Origin of the sequence: Halopolyspora algeriensis (genome assembly GCF_003337235.1) — a bacterium.
In the GTDB taxonomy this organism is placed as follows: domain Bacteria; phylum Actinomycetota; class Actinomycetes; order Mycobacteriales; family Pseudonocardiaceae; genus Haloactinomyces; species Haloactinomyces algeriensis.
On record NZ_QPJC01000005.1, the window covers coordinates 133,219 to 151,934 of the forward strand.

Here is an 18,716-nt window from a genome sequence, read left to right on the forward strand (position 1 = left end):
CTCAGACCTCCGTCCTGCGCTCGGCTCCGGGTTCCTCCGGCACCGTCAACGCGTCGTGCCCGCCGGTCGAACCGTAACCGCCGGCGCCTCGCCGAGACTCTGGCAGCTTGTCGACCTCGGCGAAAACCGCATGCTCCACACGCTGTACCACCAGCTGCGCGATGCGATCACCCCGACGTAGTGACACGGCTGCACGGCGATCATGATTGATCAGACACACCTTGATCTCACCCCGGTATCCGGCGTCCACGGTGCCGGGAGCGTTCACCACCCCGAGTCCCATCCTGGCCGCCAATCCGGAGCGCGGATGCACGAAACCGACATATCCCTCCGGAAGAGCGATGGCGATACCGGTTCCCACCAGAGCACGCTCCCCCGGTTCGAGCACCACATCGGTCGTGGTCACCAGATCGGCACCGGCATCTCCCGGCTCGGCATACGCGGGGAGGGCAACATCGGGATCAACACGGGTCAGCAGGACCTTCACGCTCGACACGGACGCCGAGACTACCCTGAAGACGTGTCGGAAAGTTCAGAAGCGACCGCTTCCGGTGGCACCGCGGGTAAGCCGAACAAGGCCGGGGAATCCTTCGCGTTCCGCGAACGCCTGTACGCCTCCTGGTGGACATGGCCACTCCCGATCGCCGTGGCCGTGCTCCTGGCTGCCGAAGTGCACATGGGATATCCGGGGGTCCGGGCGTGGTTGCCCTATGTCGTCCTGGTTCCGGCAGCCGTGGCCCTGCTGCTGTGGTTGAGCCGGACCACCATCGACATCACCGGCGAGGAACTGGCGGCCGGTGACGCGCGGCTGTCACTGCGGTTCATCGCCGATGCCGAGACCGTCACGGCGGCGGAGAAGCGCCGGGCTCTCGGCCCCGACCTCGATCCCGCGGCGTTCATCGTCCATCGACCGTGGGTGTCAACGGCCGTTCGCATCTGGCTCGACGACGACAACGATCCCACGCCGTACTGGATCCTCAGCACCCGACGTCCGGAGGAACTCGTCACCGCCCTCACGTCGTCCTCGGGTCCGCACGGAGCCGCGAACACACCACAGCAGCAGTGACGGCCGCCGAAAACGGAGACCGGGCACCCGCACCCTGCGAATACCCGGTCTCCGTTTTCGCGCCCGGCCGACGCCGGCACCGGTGTCATGCCGCACAGTCGCGGCAGACCAGTTGGCCGCTGCGCTCCTCGGCCAGGCGACTGCGGTGGTGCACGAGGAAGCAGCTGGAGCAGGTGAACTCGTCCGCCTGCTTCGGCAGCACCTTGACGGTCATCTCCTCACCGGAGAGGTCCGCACCCGGCAGTTCGAAGTTCTCCGCAATCTCCGATTCGTCGGCGTCGACGACACCGGATTGCGCCTCGTTGCGCTTCGCCTTCAGCTCTTCCAGCGAATCCTCGGCGATCTCCTCGGACTCGCTGCGACGTGGAGCATCGTAGTCGGTCGCCATCGTGTTTCACCCCTGAGTTTGTGGAGACTTGCAATGGTGTGCCGCTGGTCAACGATCCAGGGCCCGAATTTGTGCCCGCAGGCTCACGTGACGGAGGTCTCGCCCTGCTGCGCTCCAAGTTCCCCCGAAATGCGTTTCCCGAAACGAGCGACTCGTCCCGTCCGTCACAGCGTGGAGCGCCGAGAGGGTAGCTCATTCATGGCGCAGATACGCATCGGGTCACCCGTAGGTGTGGTATTCGTTGCGCCGTACTCGACGGCCCTCTCGAGGCGTCCCCACAGGCCGAGGCGGAAGTTGCCGAGACCATCACCCCGTGATGCCATGCGAGGCGAGTGCAGCCATGAGCAGGCGGGCACGTCCCGGCAAGGGCTTGCGACAACAACTCCGACACAACTCCCCGTCGACAGCCCCGGGAGGCCGGCACAACGCCTAGGCTGATCATCAGGAGATCGTTACTCGTCGGATCACGGTACTGATCAGGGAGGGTGGCAGCGACGTGTCTGCCGCGAGCGCAAAGCAGGGGCAACAGGCGCCCCGATACAAGCGACGGAGACCACTGCCCGCTCTCGTGCTGCTGGCCGTTCTCATAGGGCTGTCGACACTGCTGTGGAGCAGAGTCTTCGGCACGACCGAGACCATCGAAATGGCCACCCGCTGCAACCGACCCGGCCCATCGAGCACAGCGCCCTCTCCGACGGCCTCGGCCACACCCGCGACTTCCGAACTGGGCAGGATGCTCCCCCGCGACGCCCTCGACGACAGGGCACCCATCCCTCCGCAGCAGGTGCAGGTACGGGTGCTCAACGGCAACGGCGAAGTCAACCAGGCATCGCTGATCAGCCAGGAATTGAGCAATCTCGGGTTCAGCAAGGGCGGCGACCCCGCCAACGATCCGATCTACAGCAATCTCAATCTGAACTGCCATGCCCAGATCCGGTTCGGCGAGACAGGGGCCGGTGCCGCCCGCACCCTCAGCCTGATCGTGCCATGCGCTCAACTGGTGCGGGACCAGCGCTCGGACGCCAAGGTCGATCTCGCTCTGGGCAAGGAGTTCGACGGCATCAGAACGACCCAGGAAGCCATGCAAGTGCTGCAACAGTTGAAGAATTGGGGCAGGCAGCACGATGCGCAGAACGATTCCGCACAGAAGCCCCGCACCCCCGCGATCGACGATGCTCTCCTGTCCAAGGCTCGCGACGTTCACTGCTGACGCAGGCAGGCTCTCCGGTACCGTCGACGATCCGCTGCGCTCAGAGCTCGGCGGCGCCGGAACGCTTCAGGGCCGCCGTGAGTTCCTCGGCGATTCCGGGAGCCGTGCACAGGGTCGTGTCATCGCCGAAACCGTCACGGGCTCCGGACGTGGGCAACCGGAGCCGGGCACCGGCTTCGGTCGCGATCAACCCGCCCGCGGCCCAGTCCCAGCGTTGCAGTCCGTGCTCGTAGTATCCGTCCAACCATCCTGCTGCCACCGCACACAGATCGAGCGAGGCAGCGCCCGAGCGCCGGATATCACGAATCTCACCGAGGAGCCGGGCGACCGCTGCCGCCTGACTGCGCCGCCGCTCGGCGGAATAGTGGAACCCGGTGCCGATCAGGGCCAGGTCCATGCGGTCGGCCCCGGAGACCCGCAGGGGCACGCCGTCGAGTTCCGCTCCGTACCCCCGGGCAGCACTCCAGACCCGTCCGGAAACCGGCTCCACCACGGCACCCGCCACGGATCGCCCGTCGACTTGGGCGGCAATCGACACCGCGTACTGCGGGAAGCCGTACAGGTAGTTCACGGTCCCGTCGATCGGATCGACGACCCAGCGCAGACCTCCCGAACTCCCCGGAACAGCATCGTCGCCCCCCTCTTCGCCCAGTATCGGCTCACCGGGACGCACTGTGGCCAGCCTCGTGCGGATCAGGCGTTCGGCTTCCCGGTCACCGGTGGTGACCACGTCGGTCTCGGTGCTCTTCGTGTCCACCGAACCCTGCGTCACCGCCTCGTCCCGGATATCGCGCACGAGATCGGCGGCCTGCTCGGCCACCTCCACGGCGACAGCCCGCAGTGCCGGCAGGTCATACTCGAATTCCAATCCCACGAACACATCGCACCACAACGCGGTTAGGGTCTGCACACCTCGTCCTGAATCGAATAGGAAGGATCAGGTATGGGCACCACCCGCGGTTTCGGCGTGGACATCGGCGGCTCCGGCATCAAGGGATGCCCGGTCGACATCGACAACGGGGTTCTGGCGGACAAGCGCCTGCGCATATCGACGCCCCATCCCTCGGCTCCGGAGCCGGTAGCCGACGTGGTCGCGGAGATCGTCGAGAAATTCGGGTGGGACGGCCCCGTCGGCATCACGCTTCCTTGCGTGGTCAAGGAGGGCACCGCCCTCACCGCAGCGAACATCGATCAGCACTGGATCGATACAGATGCCCATGCGCTGTTTGCCGAGCGACTCGGCAGGCAACACGACGACATCGTGCTTCTCAACGACGCCGACGCCGCGGGGCTCGCCGAGATGCGATGTGGCTCCGGGGTCGGTCACCAGGGGCTCGTCGTCGTGCTCACCTTCGGCACCGGCATCGGCAGCGCCATGTTCCTGAACGGCAAGCTGATCCCGAACACCGAGTTCGGTCATATCGAGATCGACGGAGACGACGCCGAGGCCCTGGCAGCGGCCTCGGTCAAGGACACGCTCGAGTTGTCCTACCCCGAGTGGGCCCCCCGGGTCAGCCGCTACATCCAGGCGCTGGAGAGGTTTCTCTGGCCCGATCTGATCATCGCAGGCGGTGGAGTCAGCAAGAAGGCGAGCAAGTGGCTGCCGCTCCTTCGGGCCCGCACTCCGATCGTCGCGGCAACCCTGAAGAACGATGCCGGTATCGTGGGGGCCGCCTCCGCCGCCGCAAGCGGCATTCGAGACTGATCACAACCACCATTCGGGTGGCCGGGTGCTCGACCTCCTCCGCCTTGCAGCGGAACCACCTGCGCCGCGCGCAGTTACAATGGAACACAGCCCGCCGGATCCACGGTCTCCCGGCACACTTCGGAAGGCTCGGACGGTGGGTGTGTTCCCGACCTCTGGCGGCCGAGGTTTCGCGCCCCCGGCCAGCTCTGACCGACCGTCGTGAAAGGGCGTACGTGGCAGCCGCAGAAACCGCAACCCGACGCTCCAGCTCCGCTGTCTCTCCTGGCGGTGCCCAGTCCGAGCCCGCCCGGACACAGGCCACTCCGGAACCGGAGGTGGCGGCGCGGTCCGACGCCGACCAGCCGCAGAACTCGGCAGCCCCGGGCAAGGGGAAGTCGAAGAGCTCGGCCGGCGCGAAGACGACCGCACGCAAGAGCGCCACCAAGAAGGGCACGAAGTCGGCCTCGTCGAAGACGACCACGAAGTCGGACTCGGCGCAGGGGAACGGCGAGAGCCTGGAGATCGATGAACCGATCGAAACCGACCTGACATCGGCGAACGTCGGTGACCTGTCCGATATCGAAGTGGAGATCCCCGAAGAGCCTGCCGTCCCGGAGGACGAGGACGGCAAGGCCGATCCCGACTTCGTCTGGGACGAGGAGGAATCGGAGGCGCTACGGCAGGCGCGCAAGGACGCCGAGCTGACGGCCTCCGCCGACTCGGTCCGGGCCTATCTCAAGCAGATCGGCAAGGTCGCCCTCCTCAACGCCGAAGAGGAGGTGGAGCTGGCCAAACGGATCGAGGCCGGGCTCTACGCAGCGGAACGTCTCCGCCAGTCCGAGGAGGCCCAGGAGACTCTCGCCCTGCAGATGCGGCGAGATCTGCGCTGGATCGTTCGGGATGGCGAGCGCGCCAAGAGTCACCTGCTGGAAGCGAACCTGCGTCTGGTGGTCAGTCTCGCCAAGCGCTACACCGGCCGCGGTATGGCGTTTTTGGACCTCATCCAGGAGGGCAACCTCGGCCTCATCCGTGCGGTCGAGAAGTTCGACTACACCAAGGGCTACAAGTTCTCCACCTACGCCACCTGGTGGATCCGCCAGGCCATCACACGTGCCATGGCCGACCAGGCGAGGACCATCCGCATCCCGGTCCACATGGTCGAGGTGATCAACAAGCTGGGGCGGATCCAGCGCGAGTTGCTGCAGGACCTGGGGCGTGAGCCCACGCCGGAGGAACTCGCCAAGGAAATGGACATCACCCCCGAGAAGGTGCTGGAAATCCAGCAGTACGCTCGGGAGCCCATTTCGCTGGACCAGACCATCGGCGACGAGGGCGACAGCCAGCTCGGCGACTTCATCGAAGATTCCGAAGCCGTGGTCGCGGTGGACGCGGTGTCGTTCACCCTGCTGCAGGACCAGCTGCAGTCCGTGCTGCAGACGCTCTCCGAGCGCGAGGCAGGCGTGGTCCGGCTCCGGTTCGGCCTGACCGACGGGCAACCGCGCACCCTCGACGAGATCGGCCAGGTGTACGGCGTCACCCGCGAGCGCATCCGGCAGATCGAATCGAAGACGATGTCGAAGTTGCGGCATCCCTCGCGCTCGCAGGTTCTGCGAGACTATCTGGACTGATCCCAGCCGTGACGAGGCCGCCACCCCCGCAAGCGGGGGCGGCGGCCTTCTTACTGCCCGCATCACCTCCGGTGCCGACTCCGGCCATGGCATATCCCGGGAACCCGTCGGCTCCTGCCCGTCACGGCCGCACTCCCTCGCACCGGGAGACACCCGCTGCCGGAGCGGAGAGCACGCACCGAACCCGGCAGTAACGACGTGCTCGCACGGTCACCACTCCGGTACACGGAGCTTTTCCGACTCCGCAATTTCCTGTGCGAGGCGGACAACGACCAGTGTTTTGCGTCACATTATTCGGGGTAACCCAAGGTTGTCATGACCATTCCTTTGTTCGCCTGCAGCGGAATGACGAGTGTCCAACCCGCCGAAAAAGTGTGGCAAAAGGCACCATATGGCCCTCTTGTGAGCCCGTTCACGACACAGAAATCCCCGATGGATCTCCATTTTCCCAGGTCAAAGCGGTATTGCTACTGTTGATCACAGTGCGCCACCAATGCTGCTGCATTCGGGTAGTTCTCGAGTGACGACCATCGCGAATCACGGCTGGAACACTGACGCAGCCACAAACGTCTGTAAGAGTGGAACCAGCGAGCACCGGCCCCGTCGCCAGCGGGCTACCGGTGGTCGCAGCAGGATCGAGGCGTCGGGAAATCCCGGCGCCGGGACGGAGGGAGATTCCGATGCCTGAGACGCTCACCCGCCCCGAGCTGACCGCCGCCGACCGCTGCGACCGCTGCGGGGCCGCTGCGAAGCTTCGCGCCGTTCTACCGTCCGGCGGGGAGCTGTTGTTCTGCGGGCACCATGCCCGTGAGTTCAAGTCGAGGCTCACCGAGATGGAAGCCGACTTGCACGAGGACGAACAGATCGAGCTCTGAGATCTCTGCTGAAGGTGCCCGGCCGGGTTCTGCCAACCCGGCCGGGCACACTTCTGTCGGCGCACCGTGCGAGCGTGCTGCGGGCCCACCGGAACGAGCCACCACCCACGAAGGAGGCGGGCCGACGAAGCAGCGCAGCACGGCGGCTCTCGACGTCACCTGTGACTTACCAGGAACGCAGCGTGGCGATGCGCTCCTCGATCTGTTCGATCGTGGCCATCGCCGTGGGCGGTCCCCCGCAGACCCGTCGGAGCTCGTTGTGAATGGCACCGTGCGGTTTCTTCGTCCGGTGGTGATGCAACGACACGAGCGTGTTGAGTTCCTTGCGCAAGCCCCTCAGTCGCTCCTGCACGCTCTGGGACTGCGAACTGGGGTTCCGGGCCTGCTCGGCCCGTTCGGCGCTCTCCACGGCCTGATGAGCGGCCTCGCGCTTGCCGACCTCCGTGAGTTGCTGCTCCTGCCGTTGCCGTAGCAGCGCGCGAACCTGGTCCGGCTCCAAAAGCCCGGGCAGACCCAGGTAATCCTGCTCCTCCTCGGTGGTCGCGAAGGCCGCGGTACCGAACGAGGATCCGTCATAGATGACCTGATCAAGCTCCGCGTCCGCACCGAGCGAGGTGTAGGTCTTCTCCTCCTCACCGGGCTCGTCCCGCTCCCGGTTGGCCTCGGCCAGCAGCTCCTCGTCCCAGCCGTCCTTCTCCCGGTGCGGCTTGCCCAGCACGTGGTCGCGATCGGCCTCCAGTTGGCTGGCCAGCTCCAGCAGTACGGGCACGCTCGGCAGGAAGATGCTCGCGGTCTCCCCCTGCCTCCTGGCCCGCACGAAGCGCCCGACCACCTGAGCGAAGAACAGCGGGGTCGAGGCACTCGTGGCGTAGACACCCACCGCCAGCCGCGGAACGTCCACACCTTCACTGACCATCCGCACCGCGACCATCCAGCGTTCGTCGGACTCGGCGAACTCGGCGATGCGGCCGGACGCCTTCGGGTCATCGGACAGGACAACGGCCGGTTCGGTTCCGGTGATCCGGTACAGCGTCTTGGCATAGGCCCTGGCACTGGCCTGATCGGAAGCGATCACCAGGCCCCCGGCATCCGGCATCCCATCCCGACGCAACTGGGTCAACCTGGTATCGGCTGCCTGCAGCACCGACGGGATCCACTCCCCGGACGGATCCAGCGCGGTGCGCCAAGCCCGGGCGGCCTGCTCCGCGGTGAGTGGCTCTCCCAGGCGTGCGGTGAATTCGTCGCCCGCGTTCGTGCGCCAGCGCGCCTCGCCCGAGTAGGCGAGGAAGATCACCGGGCGAACCACACCGTCTCGCAGGGCTTCGGCATAGCCGTAGGAGTGATCGGCCTTACTGCGCATCGAACCGTCCGCGTCCGGCTCGTAATTGACGAACGGGATCGGCGCGTCGTCGCTGCGAAACGGCGTGCCGGTCAACGTGAGGCGGCGTACCGCCGGTGTGAACGCTTCCCGGATGGCATCCCCCCAGGACTTCGCATCCCCGGCATGGTGCACCTCGTCGAGGACCACGAGTGTCCTGCGCCGCTCCGTACGCACCCTGTGCAGGGAAGGATGTGCGGCCACCTGCGCGTACGTGACCACCACACCCCGGTAATCATTCGACGTGGTGCCGTCGGCATTGCTGAAGTTCGAATCGAGGGGAATCCCGGCCCCCTCCGCTGCCAGCGCCCACTGGTGCTTGAGATGTTCGGTGGGCGCCACCACGGTGATCGCCTCGGCGCTGCGGTCGGCCAGCAACTCGGCGGCCACCCGCAGGCCGAACGTCGTCTTCCCCGACCCCGGAGTGGCAACCGCCATGAAGTCCTGTGGTTTGCTCGCCAGGTACCGAGTGAGTGCTCGGCGCTGCCAGGCGCGGAGCGGCAGCGCCGGTGCCTGTGACGGGTCGCTGAGCACGGATCGCACGGATTGGTGTTGCGTCCCGGACACGCTTGTCGCCGCTCCTTCCTGTCCAACTCCCCATGACGGACTCCTGCCACACCGGCAGGCCCCGGAATCGACCTCGCGTAGGCCACGCCGTATCGGCGTTGCCAGGGCCCCCGCAGCCTACCGCTCTCCCGTGCCTCTTCCGGCCCGACTCCGGCGGCGATCCGGAAGGCCGAAGCGATGATGGCCCCGACGCACAGCGGGACGACATTCGCAGAATCCGTCCATGCACCATCCTGATAACCACGATGGGTTCGACCAGTCCGAACGACAGCGGCCAGGGGCGCAGCGCACCGGCATCCCGTACACCTCCGGTGCGGGGATCGCTGCGTGTGGCGACGCGCACCGTGTCCAAAGCCTGGACCGACGACATCTTCTCGGAATCGGCTGCCGCCGCGTTCTGGCAGACACTGTCGCTGCCTCCCCTGCTGCTGGGACTGCTCGGCAGCCTGGGATTCCTCGGCGAATGGTTCGGCCCCGATCTCGCGAGCGCCGTGCAGAGCAGGCTCGTCAGCTTCTCCCGAACGGTGTTCAGCCGGGATGTGGTGAACGAGATCATCGACCCCACCGTCACCGACATTCTCACGCAGGGACGGACCCAGATCGTGTCGGTGTCCTTCCTGCTGTCGCTGTGGGCCGGTTCCTCGGCCCTGGCCTCGCTGATCGACTCGATCACGCTCGCCTACGGCCAGTACCTCGTCCGCAACGCCATCTGGCAGCGCACCTTCGCGCTCCTGCTGTACCTGATCGCCCTGGTCATGGCAGTAGTCCTGTTGCCGGTGATCGCGCTGGGCCCGGGGTGGCTGCCGACGCTGTTCCCGAGGGAACTCCAGGACAACATCGCCGGGCTCATCCGGATCTTCTACTACCCCACCACCGGCGCAGTGCTGGTACTGGCGCTGGCGACGGTGTACAAGGTCTCGCTGCCACGAAAGCTGCCCTGGCACCGCGGATTACCCGGTGCCCTGCTGGCCATGCTGGTATTCCTGTGCTCCAGTGTGATCCTGCGGCTCTACATCACCTGGGTCACCGGCACCGGTTACACCTACGGTGCGTTGGCCACTCCGATCGCGTTTTTGCTGTTCGCGTTCTTCATCGGTTTCGCGATCATCATCGGCGCCTACTTCAACAACGCCATCCAGGAGGTGTGGCCCGCGGGCAGGACCAGGTGGGAACGGCGTCACTGGCACAGGCTCGAGATGCAGCGCATCGCTCAACGGCTCCATACCGAAGAGGGTGCCGCGACGTGGTCGAGCACACCCGGCCACGCGTGGGAAGGCCACCGGGACACCGCCCCCGTCCCACAGACGCCGGACAGTCCGCTACCGCGAAGCGGCGGTCCTTCCGTTCCGCAGCCACGGGAAAAATCCCCTCGGCAGCGACGGCACGAACGCGACGAGGCCGTCGACGACAAGGGAGACCAGCGCGGCGAGTGAGCAATGTCGCCGCGCCTGATCGGCGATCACTCGTCGCCACCACCGGGCGGGAGCGACTCGTAGATCTCCTTGCAATCCGGACACACCGGCGATCCCGGCTTCGCGGACTTGGTCACCGGGAACACCGCGCCGCACAGCGCGACCACGTGGCTGCCCATGACCGCACTCTCGGCGATCTTGTCCTTCGACACGTAGTGGAAGACCTCGGGCTGGTCATCGCTGGTCTGCTCGGTGTTCTCCGGCCGGGTGTCGGTATCCGGCAGCGTCATCGTGCTCATGACTCCATCATGCCGCATTCCGACGCACCGCGGTGGGCGCACCCGGTGCCGTTGCCCGCCGATGCGGCCGCCGGACGTCACGAACCGTCGATCACCCGATGGTCCCGGCCTTCCAGCGCACGCTCGGAGCGCACGTGCCGGTACCGATTGACCTGCTCGTTCTTCTTGGGGGGCCGGTCGTTGGCAATCAGCACCGCCACCCACGGCAGCGGGATGGACACCGCCAGGATGATCAACGACAGCCACCAGAGCGGATACACCCACACCGCCAGGACCAGGCACGGAATCCGCAGCGACATCATGATCGCGTACTTGCGGCGACGCGCCGCCTGCTGATCGTCGTACGACGGCTCGGCCTCGGTGATCAGCACCGGGGTGTCGTCGTCGCGTTGCGAGCCATTCACGACACCACCTCCGGGTTCCATCGTCGCACTGGGTCGCTCACGACGACAGCTCGGGAGGGGCCGATCGCGAGAATCCCTCCCCGCGTCCTTTCGACCGGCCGGGGAGAGCAGACCGGCGCGGTGCCGCACACCGCGGTGTCACCGGGCCGCGCTGAGCGACGTACGGACCGGGCATGTGAGGATCGGTTCCCGTGACCCCAGACCTCTCCCCGGATCGCATCGACCGGCTCCGCGACGCATTCCTGTCGGCCGAGTACCACGCCGACGGCGTCATGAACCTGCTCGGCCCACAGGCCCACGCCGCGCTCGGCCGCGGCGAGCCCCAGCCGGCTCTGCGAGCCACGGCGGACACCGGACCCCTGGGCACGCTGATACGCCTGTTCCTGCTGGGAGAGGCCGAGAGCACGGCAGCGGTGGCCACGGCTTTGCACCCTTTGGACATGGAGGAGGCAAAAGCGGCGGGCCTGCTCGTCGAAGAGGGACGGACCGTACGCGCCGGTCTCGATGTTCGCCCGCACGCGGCGGCCGAGCAGTCCTGGTGGGTCATCTCGGATCTCGATTCCGACCTGCGCCCCTCCTCGTCACCGGTACGGACCGACCATGTTCTCGGTGTCGGCCACGCCTCCCTGAGCCTGGTACGGGCCACGTCACGCCGCCCGGTCGGTTCCGTCCTCGACCTCGGGACGGGCTGCGGTGTACAGGCCTTGCATGCGAGCACGCACGCACGGCGAATCACCGCCACCGACGTGTCGAAGCGTGCTCTGGCACTGGCGGCAGCGACTCTGCGACTGAACCGGATCGATGCCGAGCTGCTGCAAGGCGACTGGTTCGATCCCGTTGCCGATCGCCGTTTCGACCAGGTGGTCTGCAACCCTCCGTTCGTCGTCGGCCCGGCCAGGAGCGACTTCGTCTATCGCGATTCCGGACTCGACGGTGACGATGCCAGTGCCATGGTGGTCGGCCACCTGCCCGCCTTCCTGCACGAGGGCGGCACGGGACAGCTGCTCGCTTCCTGGATTCACCGACGCGGCGAGGACTGGCGGGAACGAGTTGCCGGCTGGCTGCCGGCAAGCGGCGTGGACGCCTGGTTCGTGCAGCGCGACATCGCCGATCCGGCGCTGTACGTGGGGACCTGGCTGCGAGATGCCGGTTACGATCCTCGGTCGCCCTCCGGGCGGCAGAAGGCGGACGAGTGGCTCGACTGGTTCGAGACGCACGATGTCGAGGGGGTCGGGTTCGGCTTCGTGGCGCTGCGGCGTACCGAGAGCGCACACGGCGAGGTCGTCTGTGAGGACCTGCGGCACGCGTTCGACGACCCGCTCGGTCCGGAAACGGACGGATGGCTGCGACGCGTGGAGTGGCTGCGTGACCACTCCTCCACCGAGGCGCTGCTGGGTTCGCGCCTTGTGACCACATCGAGCACCGTGCTCGAACAGGTCTCCTCGCTCGAGGAGACCGGATGGGCCGAGTTCGTCAACCGCCTGCACCGTACGGACGGGCCGGGCTGGCAGCACGAGATCGACGAACTCGGCCTCCGGCTCATCGCGGGGTGCCAGGGCGCCCTCCCGGTCGGCGACCTGGTCGAACTGCTGGCAACCGCGCACGGCGAGGACACCGAGGAACTGACCCGTGCAGCAGTACCGATGCTTCGCGAGCTGGTCCGCCACGGCATGCTGCTCCCGGCGGAATGGGCGGAGACCGAGCGGTGAGAGCGGTGGTCACGCGCGTCCACCACGCCTCGGTCAGCGTGGACGGCACCGTTGTCGGCCGGATCGACGAACCGGGTCTGCTGGTGCTGTTGGGCGTGACGCACACCGATGGGGATCAGCAGATCACCGCAATGGCGCGCAAACTGCACGAGGTTCGAGCGCTGCGGGACGAAGAGTCGTGTGCCACCGCCGATGCACCGCTTCTCGTGGTGAGCCAGTTCACGCTCTACGGCGATACGCGCAAGGGGCGGCGACCGTCGTGGTCCTCGGCGGCCCGCCCCGAACAGGCCGAGCCGGCAGTCGACGCCGTCGTGGACGAGCTGCGTCGCCGGGGCGCACGGGTGGAGACGGGCCGCTTCGGCGCGATGATGACCGTGCACAGCGCCAATGACGGCCCCTTCACTCTTCTGGTGGAAACATAGCCCGTGCACCGGCTCCGGCCGGACCTCTTTCGGGTTGGGTGCGCAACGGATGTGACGCTCGCGACGTCTCTCTTCCGAGGTGTCGGGAACGAATCCGGCCCCGTGTTCGTTTTTCAGGTAGTCCGAGCGCACAGGAAGCCGACCAACGACAACCACGACGGGCTGCTCGTAGCCGCCACACTGCCGGTTTCGAACGGTCCGGCTCACCAACCCAAGCGACCCCGAGACGACACCCTGACAGCGTGACCCACCAACCCGACCATCCAGCCTGGGGCGGTACCCGGTTTCGGTCCTGACACCGAGCGTACCCGTCCTTCGCACCACGCAAGGCCGCGTGGATGCGCGGTCCGCACGTCAGCCCGCCAGGGAGGGAGCTCAATGACCGTCCCGCAGACCACCAGTCCGGACACTGTCACCGAGGTGGACATCGACAACCAGGGCCCGTCCGCCGATCTCGTACGGGTCTACCTCAACGGGATCGGGCGCACAGCGCTGCTGACCGCGCAGCAGGAGGTCGACCTCGCCAAGCGCATCGAAGCCGGCGTGTTCGCCAAGCACCTCCTGGACACGTCCGAGGACCTCTCCCCCGAACGACGCAGCGATCTGCAGGCGGTGGTGCGTGACGGGCGCGTGGCCAAAAATCACCTGATGGAGGCCAACCTGCGTCTGGTGGTCAGTCTCGCCAAGCGCTACACCGGCCGCGGCATGCCCCTGCTCGACCTCATCCAGGAGGGCAACCTCGGCCTCATCCGCGCGGTCGAGAAGTTCGACTACACCAAGGGCTACAAGTTCTCCACCTACGCCACCTGGTGGATCCGCCAGGCCATCACCCGGGGGATGGCGGATCAGAGCCGCACGATCCGTCTGCCCGTGCATCTGGTCGAGCAGGTGAACAAGCTCGCCCGGATCAAGCGGGACCTGCACCAGAAGCTCGGCCGGGAAGCCACGGAAGAAGAGCTCGCCGAGCATTCTGGGCTCGCGGTGGAGAAGGTGACCGACCTGCTCGACCAGTCCCGTGATCCGGTCAGCCTGGACATGCCGGTCGGTGCCGAGGAGGACGCCCCGCTGGGCGACTTCATCGAGGACATCGAATCCGCCGACGCCGAAAACGCCGTCATCTCCGGTTTCCTCCAGGATGACCTGCGCCGGGTGCTGAGCACCCTGGAAGAGCGTGAACAGCAGGTGATCCGGATGCGGTACGGCTTGGACGACGGTCAGCCCCGGACTCTGGACCAGATCGGCAAGGCCTTCGCGTTGTCCCGGGAGCGGGTCCGCCAGATCGAGCGCGAGGTCATGTCCAAACTCCGGCAGGGCGGCCGGGCCGACCGGCTGCGCTCCTACGCGAGCTGACCGCCGCACCCCGTCCCGCAGCCGGACGGATGCTGCCGCCCCGGTCCGGCCGCTCGCCGTACCACCACATCGATCCTGCGGCGACCGCGGAGTACGGGCGGGTGGCAGCACCCGTACTCCGTGCGAGGGCCTCGCATCGTTGCGGAGGCTACGACGGCATGGTCAGTCCGAAACGGCCAGAAAGCGCTGCTGCCATCGCGTGATGTCGGCTCTGCCTGCTCCCTGAGCTTGCAACCAGCCGGCGGCACCGCCCTCGTTCTCGTCCAGTCGCGCCAGGACCGCTTCGATCGCACTGGCCGGCGCCGAGATCAGTTCGCTGACCGCTTCCCTGTCCACGCCCGGCGGCAAAGTCGGCGAAACAGCGAGCCGCTGCAGCACACGCCACATGTTCCGGTCCGTACTGACATAATCGGCGACGATGGCATCCGACCGCACTCCGGCGGCACGCGCCAGCAGCGCACAGACCACTCCGGTACGGTCCTTGCCCGCGGCGCAGTGAATCAGCACCGGCCCGTCCGTCTCCACGGCGACACGGAACACCTCCACAAGCCTCTTCGAGGCTCCCTCGAGCAGGCGTTCATAGAGAGCGCGCAGGCTCGACGAGGGCTCCCGTCCCAGGCCGGTACGGAGATCTTCCAGCACCGGAATCCGATACACCCTGCTCACCGGTGCCAACGGGTGCTCCCGCTCGTCTTCCTCCACGGTGTCGCGCAGATCCACCACCGCCTTCGGCGGCCACTGCGGCATCCCCGCGGGCGCACGGTCCCCGGCATGGGGGGCATCGCTGCGATACAGGACCCCGGGTCGGGTGATCGCCTCACCCTCGGTGGGCAGACCTCCCAGATCCCGGAGATTGACCAGCCCGTCGAGAGCGTTCGGCTCCTGGTCGGTCATGAGAAACGCATCCTCCTCGGCTCGCGTGGCCACATGGTGGCCACTCGACCATCAGCGTCTCAGGTACCGAGCAGAGCAACCAGCCCCCGAAGCAACATCGCAGCGACGATCCGCAGACCGCGGTCACCGGTACCGGCCGCCGATGACGGTCTATTCGGAGGGCACCTTGACCTGGCGTTGCTCCAGCACGACCGTGCGCGTATCCAGCGGAGCATCCAGCTCGACCGTCACCGGCCGGTAGCGGATGTCCATGGTGCAGGCATCGGCGGCTTTCGGGATCTCCTCGATGAACACGATCCCGACCTTCTTCGCGGTTTGCTCGGTGAGTTCGGCGTGCACGCTGCCGCAACCGCCCTCCTGGCCCGTGGCGGCCACGACGGTGCCGTCATGCTGCGTCCACACCTCGCGGGGATAGCTCTTCGGGAGCGCGGTCGCATCGATCTGCTTCGCGGGCACGTTCGAACGCCCCTCGGGCGGGTTCGGCCGGACCGACGCGGGCGGCCGCTGCTCGATCGACGACGAAGTGGGAGGTTTCCCTCCGAAACCCACATCCGGTTGCTGTTCGGCACAGGCGGTCGCCGCCAGGAGCAGGACACCCGCGCCCACGGTGGTGTGTAGGCGTCTCATGCCCTACAGACGGGACCGGCTGCAGGGGAGGTTGCGCCGAATCCGGCATAATTCGCCGACCACGAACGCGACACGGCAAGCGCGAAGTGAGCTGGGCGTTCACTCACCGCAGCCGGCGCGGACCGCTGTCCGACCATGAAGGGGAGGGCCCCACACCGAGGATGACACCGGCGACGTGAGCCCCCGCCGCGGACGCCAGGACAGGTTCGAGGACCAGTTCACGCACCTCCGGCAGATCCTCCGCCAGGGTCGCCACGCGCAGCACCAAGTCCTCCAGTGCACCGCGGTCGACCGGTTCACCACCCCGGTAACCGTCCAGAAGAGGCGCTGCCCGGGGCTCCCGGATCAGCGCGGAGACGTCCACGTCGGTCAGCGGCACTGCTCGGTAAGCCCTGTCGCCGAGGAGGTCACTGACCACGCCGGAAAGCCCGAACGACACCAGGGTGCCGAACGAGGGGTCGTCCATCAGGTTGAGCACGCAGGACGTGCCCTTGGGGGCCATGCACTGCACGTACATCTCGTCCATGCCGGAGACCTGCTGCAGGTCCCGATAGGCGGCCCTGACCGCTTCGGAGGTCGCCAGGTCCAGCCGAACTCCCAGCAGATCGGTGCGGTGGCGCAACTGGTGGCTGGCCGACTTCAGCACCACGGGCAATCCCAGTTCCCCGGCAGCGGAGACCGCGTCGTCGGCATGCCCGACCAACCTGAACGGGGTGACACGGATGCCGTAGCAGCCGAGCAGTTCCACGGCCCGCTCGTCGGTGAGGCGCTCCGTCCCTTCTGCCACCCAGCCGTCGACCAGTGCGCGGGCACGGTCGGCCTCGATCCCCTCCGGGCGCACGAAGTCGCCCTGCGGGGCAGCACGCCATCTCGCATACCGGGTGGCTCGTGCCAACGCCAGTACCGCACGCTCCGGACTCGGGTACGAAGGTACCGACCCCCGAGCGGCGGCCCCCTCCGGACCGGGCACCATGAGCTCGTCCGGCACCCCCTCAGCGGCCAGGAAGGTCGTCACCATCGGTTTGGAGGCCATCGTGTCGGCCTCGTGCAGCGCCTCACGAAGCGCTCGTGCATAGGTCGTACCGGGAACCGCCACCGGGGGAGCGAACACGGTCACCAGTGCATCGACATCATCACGCAGGGCCACATCCCGTACCGCACCGGCGAATTCCTCCGGTCCGGCAGCGGCCCCCACATCCACGGGCTCGCTCGCCAACTGCAGTCCCTGGGCCAACGCAACGTCGGCAGCCAGCATGCCCAGAGCGGACGAGTTGCCCACGATGGCGACCCGATCTCCCTCGGGCAGCGGCTGGTGCGCGAGCAACAGCGCGGTGTCGAACATCTGCGCCACCGACTCGACCCGGATCACCCCGGCCTGGTCGAACAGCGCCTGCACGCTGGTCTCATCCACCTGCACCGAAGTCGCCGCCAGCCCGGGCCGCACGGCGTTGCGGCCCGACTTCACCGCCACGATGGGTTTCGTCCGGGCAAGCCTGCGCGCCAGCCTGGCGAATTTGCGCGGATTGCCGAACGATTCGAGGTACAGCAGGATCACGTCGGTGGACGGGTCCGTCTGCCAGTACTGCAGGAGATCGTTACCGGAGAGATCGGCACGGTTTCCCGCGGACACGAATGTGGAAAGCCCCAGTCCACGCTCGGTCGCGGCGGCCAGAATCGCCACCCCCAACGCGCCGGACTGGGCGAAGAACCCCGTGCGGCCACGCCCGGGCAACCGCGGAGCCAGACTCGCGTTGAGCCGGTACCCGGGATCGGTGTTGACCACTCCCAGCGCATTCGGCCCGACCACGCGCATGCCGTGTATCCGCGCGGCTCGCACCAGCCGTCGTTCCACGTCACGACCGGACGGGCCGCTCTCACTGAATCCCGAACTCACGATCAGGAGCGCCTTCACTCCCTTGGCCAGGCAGGCGTCCAGCACCTCCTCGATCCCGGAAGCCGGTATGGCGACCACGGCGAGACCCACATCGTCGGGGATGTCCAGGATCGAGGGGTACGCGCGCACTCCGTGCACAGCGCGATGTTCCGGATTGACCGGGTACACGGGACCGGTGAAGTCAGCGGTCAGCAGGTTGATCAGTACCGCATGGCCGATCTTGAAGTGATCGGTGGAGGCTCCGATGACCGCCACCGACGTCGGGTGCAGCAGGTTGTGCACACTGCGCGCCTCGGCCGCCTGCTCTCGTGCCTGGGCCACCTCGAGCGATTTCCCGGTGGGGTCGAGCGGGAACTCCAGGTGCACCACGCCCTCTTCCATCGCCCGCTTGACCTGGTACCCGGCATCCCGGAACACACGAACCATCTGGGAATTCTCGGCGAGTACCTCGGCCACGAAACGGCCGAGACCGCACTCCCGGGCTGCAGCAGCCAGATGCTCGAGCAGGATGGATCCCAGGCCCCGCCCCTGGTGCCCGTCCTGGACGACGAAGGCCACCTCGGCGGAGTCACCCTCACCGAGCCGGTCGAAACGCCCGACGGCAACGATATCGTCACCGAGCAGGGCGACCAGTGCGACACGATTGCTGTAATCGACCCGGCTGAAGCGCTCGATGTCGCGCTGAGGCATCCGGGGATAGGGACCGAAGTACCGGAAGTACCGTGTCCGGTCACTGAGCCGGCCGTGGAAGGCGACGAGCTGATCGGCATCGTCCGGGACGATCGGACGCAGGTGGACCGTACCGCCATCGGACAGCACCACGTCGGCTTCCCAATGCTGAGGGTAGGTGTCCGGATTCGGCTGCGAGTGAGGACTCTCCTGTTCCATATCATCCCTTCGCGTCCG

The 18,716-nt window shown here is 67.1% G+C and carries 18 protein-coding genes; 9 read left to right on the forward strand and 9 right to left on the reverse strand.

From position 1 onward, the window contains the following. Position 1: 1 nt before the first annotated feature. Complete coding sequence (gene dut, locus DFQ14_RS10275; RefSeq protein WP_114452987.1) at positions 2–496, reverse strand: dUTP diphosphatase; 495 nt, start codon at positions 494–496, stop codon at positions 2–4. A 24-nt stretch (positions 497–520) separates the two neighbouring features. On the opposite strand from dut, the gene DFQ14_RS10280 reads away from it, so the two are divergent. Continuing rightward, positions 521–1,066, forward strand: a complete 546-nt coding sequence (locus DFQ14_RS10280; protein ID WP_170206342.1) for a DUF3093 domain-containing protein — start codon at positions 521–523, stop codon at positions 1,064–1,066. Positions 1,067–1,151: 85 nt separating this feature from the next. On the opposite strand, the gene DFQ14_RS10285 is transcribed toward DFQ14_RS10280, so the two are convergent. Next, on the reverse strand, positions 1,152–1,454 hold the full coding sequence (locus DFQ14_RS10285; RefSeq protein ID WP_114452988.1) for a DUF4193 domain-containing protein: 303 nt from the start codon (positions 1,452–1,454) through the stop codon (positions 1,152–1,154). 496 nt (positions 1,455–1,950) lie between these two features. Between DFQ14_RS10285 and cei the strand changes: the two genes are divergently transcribed. Beyond that, positions 1,951–2,664 (forward strand): envelope integrity protein Cei, encoded by a 714-nt coding sequence (gene cei / locus DFQ14_RS10290; RefSeq protein ID WP_158546686.1) that lies wholly within the window; start codon positions 1,951–1,953, stop codon positions 2,662–2,664. A gap of 40 nt (positions 2,665–2,704) precedes the next feature. On the opposite strand, the gene DFQ14_RS10295 is transcribed toward cei, so the two are convergent. After that, a complete protein-coding gene (locus tag DFQ14_RS10295; RefSeq protein ID WP_114452989.1) occupies positions 2,705–3,544 on the reverse strand; it encodes an inositol monophosphatase family protein in 840 nt (279 codons plus the stop codon). Positions 3,545–3,607: 63 nt separating this feature from the next. Here DFQ14_RS10295 and ppgK point away from each other — a divergent pair, with 63 nt between their 5' ends. From ppgK to DFQ14_RS10310, 3 genes are all read left to right on the forward strand, one after another. After that, entirely contained in the window at positions 3,608–4,369 is a 762-nt protein-coding gene (ppgK, locus tag DFQ14_RS10300) for a polyphosphate--glucose phosphotransferase (protein WP_114452990.1), read from the forward strand. A gap of 155 nt (positions 4,370–4,524) precedes the next feature. Beyond that, on the forward strand, positions 4,525–5,979 hold the full coding sequence (locus DFQ14_RS10305; RefSeq protein ID WP_420810152.1) for an RNA polymerase sigma factor: 1,455 nt from the start codon (positions 4,525–4,527) through the stop codon (positions 5,977–5,979). A 680-nt stretch (positions 5,980–6,659) separates the two neighbouring features. Further along, complete coding sequence (locus tag DFQ14_RS10310) at positions 6,660–6,854, forward strand: DUF7455 domain-containing protein (RefSeq protein WP_114452991.1); 195 nt, start codon at positions 6,660–6,662, stop codon at positions 6,852–6,854. 166 nt (positions 6,855–7,020) lie between these two features. Here DFQ14_RS10310 and DFQ14_RS10315 read toward each other — a convergent pair whose 3' ends face one another. Beyond that, the gene (locus DFQ14_RS10315) at positions 7,021–8,799 is read right to left on the reverse strand and encodes a DEAD/DEAH box helicase (RefSeq protein ID WP_114452992.1); all 1,779 of its coding nucleotides are present in this window, start codon (positions 8,797–8,799) and stop codon (positions 7,021–7,023) included. Positions 8,800–9,044: 245 nt separating this feature from the next. Here DFQ14_RS10315 and DFQ14_RS10320 point away from each other — a divergent pair, with 245 nt between their 5' ends. Further along, entirely contained in the window at positions 9,045–10,232 is a 1,188-nt protein-coding gene (locus DFQ14_RS10320; RefSeq protein WP_114452993.1) for a YihY/virulence factor BrkB family protein, read from the forward strand. Between the two features lie 26 nt (positions 10,233–10,258). Here the strand turns inward: DFQ14_RS10320 and DFQ14_RS10325 are convergent, their stop codons facing one another. Next, the gene (locus DFQ14_RS10325; protein ID WP_114452994.1) at positions 10,259–10,510 is read right to left on the reverse strand and encodes a DUF3039 domain-containing protein; all 252 of its coding nucleotides are present in this window, start codon (positions 10,508–10,510) and stop codon (positions 10,259–10,261) included. Positions 10,511–10,587: 77 nt separating this feature from the next. Beyond that, positions 10,588–10,935: a DUF3099 domain-containing protein gene (locus DFQ14_RS10330; protein WP_114452995.1), complete on the reverse strand. Its 348-nt coding sequence runs from the start codon at positions 10,933–10,935 to the stop codon at positions 10,588–10,590. A gap of 170 nt (positions 10,936–11,105) precedes the next feature. On the opposite strand from DFQ14_RS10330, the gene DFQ14_RS10335 reads away from it, so the two are divergent. The 3 genes from DFQ14_RS10335 to DFQ14_RS10345 all read left to right on the forward strand — a co-directional run bounded on the left by DFQ14_RS10335 (position 11,106) and on the right by DFQ14_RS10345 (position 14,395). Then, positions 11,106–12,623, forward strand: a complete 1,518-nt coding sequence (locus tag DFQ14_RS10335) for a DUF7782 domain-containing protein (protein ID WP_114452996.1) — start codon at positions 11,106–11,108, stop codon at positions 12,621–12,623. Further along, positions 12,620–13,045 carry a D-aminoacyl-tRNA deacylase gene (dtd, locus tag DFQ14_RS10340; protein WP_114452997.1) on the forward strand — a complete coding sequence of 142 codons (426 nt, stop codon included), beginning with the start codon at positions 12,620–12,622 and terminating at the stop codon, positions 13,043–13,045. Before DFQ14_RS10335 ends, dtd begins: the two co-directional genes overlap by 4 nt. 378 nt (positions 13,046–13,423) lie before the next feature. Then, positions 13,424–14,395, forward strand: a complete 972-nt coding sequence (locus DFQ14_RS10345; protein WP_114452998.1) for a sigma-70 family RNA polymerase sigma factor — start codon at positions 13,424–13,426, stop codon at positions 14,393–14,395. A gap of 162 nt (positions 14,396–14,557) precedes the next feature. Here the strand turns inward: DFQ14_RS10345 and DFQ14_RS10350 are convergent, their stop codons facing one another. From DFQ14_RS10350 to DFQ14_RS10360, 3 genes are all read right to left on the reverse strand, one after another. Continuing rightward, complete coding sequence (locus tag DFQ14_RS10350; protein WP_114453105.1) at positions 14,558–15,289, reverse strand: tyrosine-protein phosphatase; 732 nt, start codon at positions 15,287–15,289, stop codon at positions 14,558–14,560. A gap of 150 nt (positions 15,290–15,439) precedes the next feature. After that, the gene (locus DFQ14_RS10355) at positions 15,440–15,916 is read right to left on the reverse strand and encodes a hypothetical protein (protein WP_179951534.1); all 477 of its coding nucleotides are present in this window, start codon (positions 15,914–15,916) and stop codon (positions 15,440–15,442) included. A 103-nt stretch (positions 15,917–16,019) separates the two neighbouring features. Next, positions 16,020–18,698 (reverse strand): bifunctional acetate--CoA ligase family protein/GNAT family N-acetyltransferase, encoded by a 2,679-nt coding sequence (locus DFQ14_RS10360; protein WP_114453000.1) that lies wholly within the window; start codon positions 18,696–18,698, stop codon positions 16,020–16,022. Positions 18,699–18,716: the final 18 nt, after the last annotated feature.

Bases quoted from the DNA above. Each gene is read 5' to 3' on its own strand.
- DFQ14_RS10285 (WP_114452988.1), bottom strand. From the start codon at position 1,454: ATGGCGACCGACTACGATGCTCCACGTCGCAGCGAGTCCGAGGAGATC.
- ppgK (WP_114452990.1), top strand. From the start codon at position 3,608: ATGGGCACCACCCGCGGTTTCGGCGTGGACATCGGCGGCTCCGGCATC.
- DFQ14_RS10310 (WP_114452991.1), top strand. From the start codon at position 6,660: ATGCCTGAGACGCTCACCCGCCCCGAGCTGACCGCCGCCGACCGCTGC.
- DFQ14_RS10320 (WP_114452993.1), top strand. From the start codon at position 9,045: ATGGGTTCGACCAGTCCGAACGACAGCGGCCAGGGGCGCAGCGCACCG.
- DFQ14_RS10325 (WP_114452994.1), bottom strand. From the start codon at position 10,510: ATGAGCACGATGACGCTGCCGGATACCGACACCCGGCCGGAGAACACC.
- DFQ14_RS10330 (WP_114452995.1), bottom strand. From the start codon at position 10,935: ATGGAACCCGGAGGTGGTGTCGTGAATGGCTCGCAACGCGACGACGAC.
- DFQ14_RS10345 (WP_114452998.1), top strand. From the start codon at position 13,424: ATGACCGTCCCGCAGACCACCAGTCCGGACACTGTCACCGAGGTGGAC.
- DFQ14_RS10350 (WP_114453105.1), bottom strand. From the start codon at position 15,289: ATGACCGACCAGGAGCCGAACGCTCTCGACGGGCTGGTCAATCTCCGG.
- DFQ14_RS10355 (WP_179951534.1), bottom strand. From the start codon at position 15,916: ATGAGACGCCTACACACCACCGTGGGCGCGGGTGTCCTGCTCCTGGCG.
- DFQ14_RS10360 (WP_114453000.1), bottom strand. From the start codon at position 18,698: ATGGAACAGGAGAGTCCTCACTCGCAGCCGAATCCGGACACCTACCCT.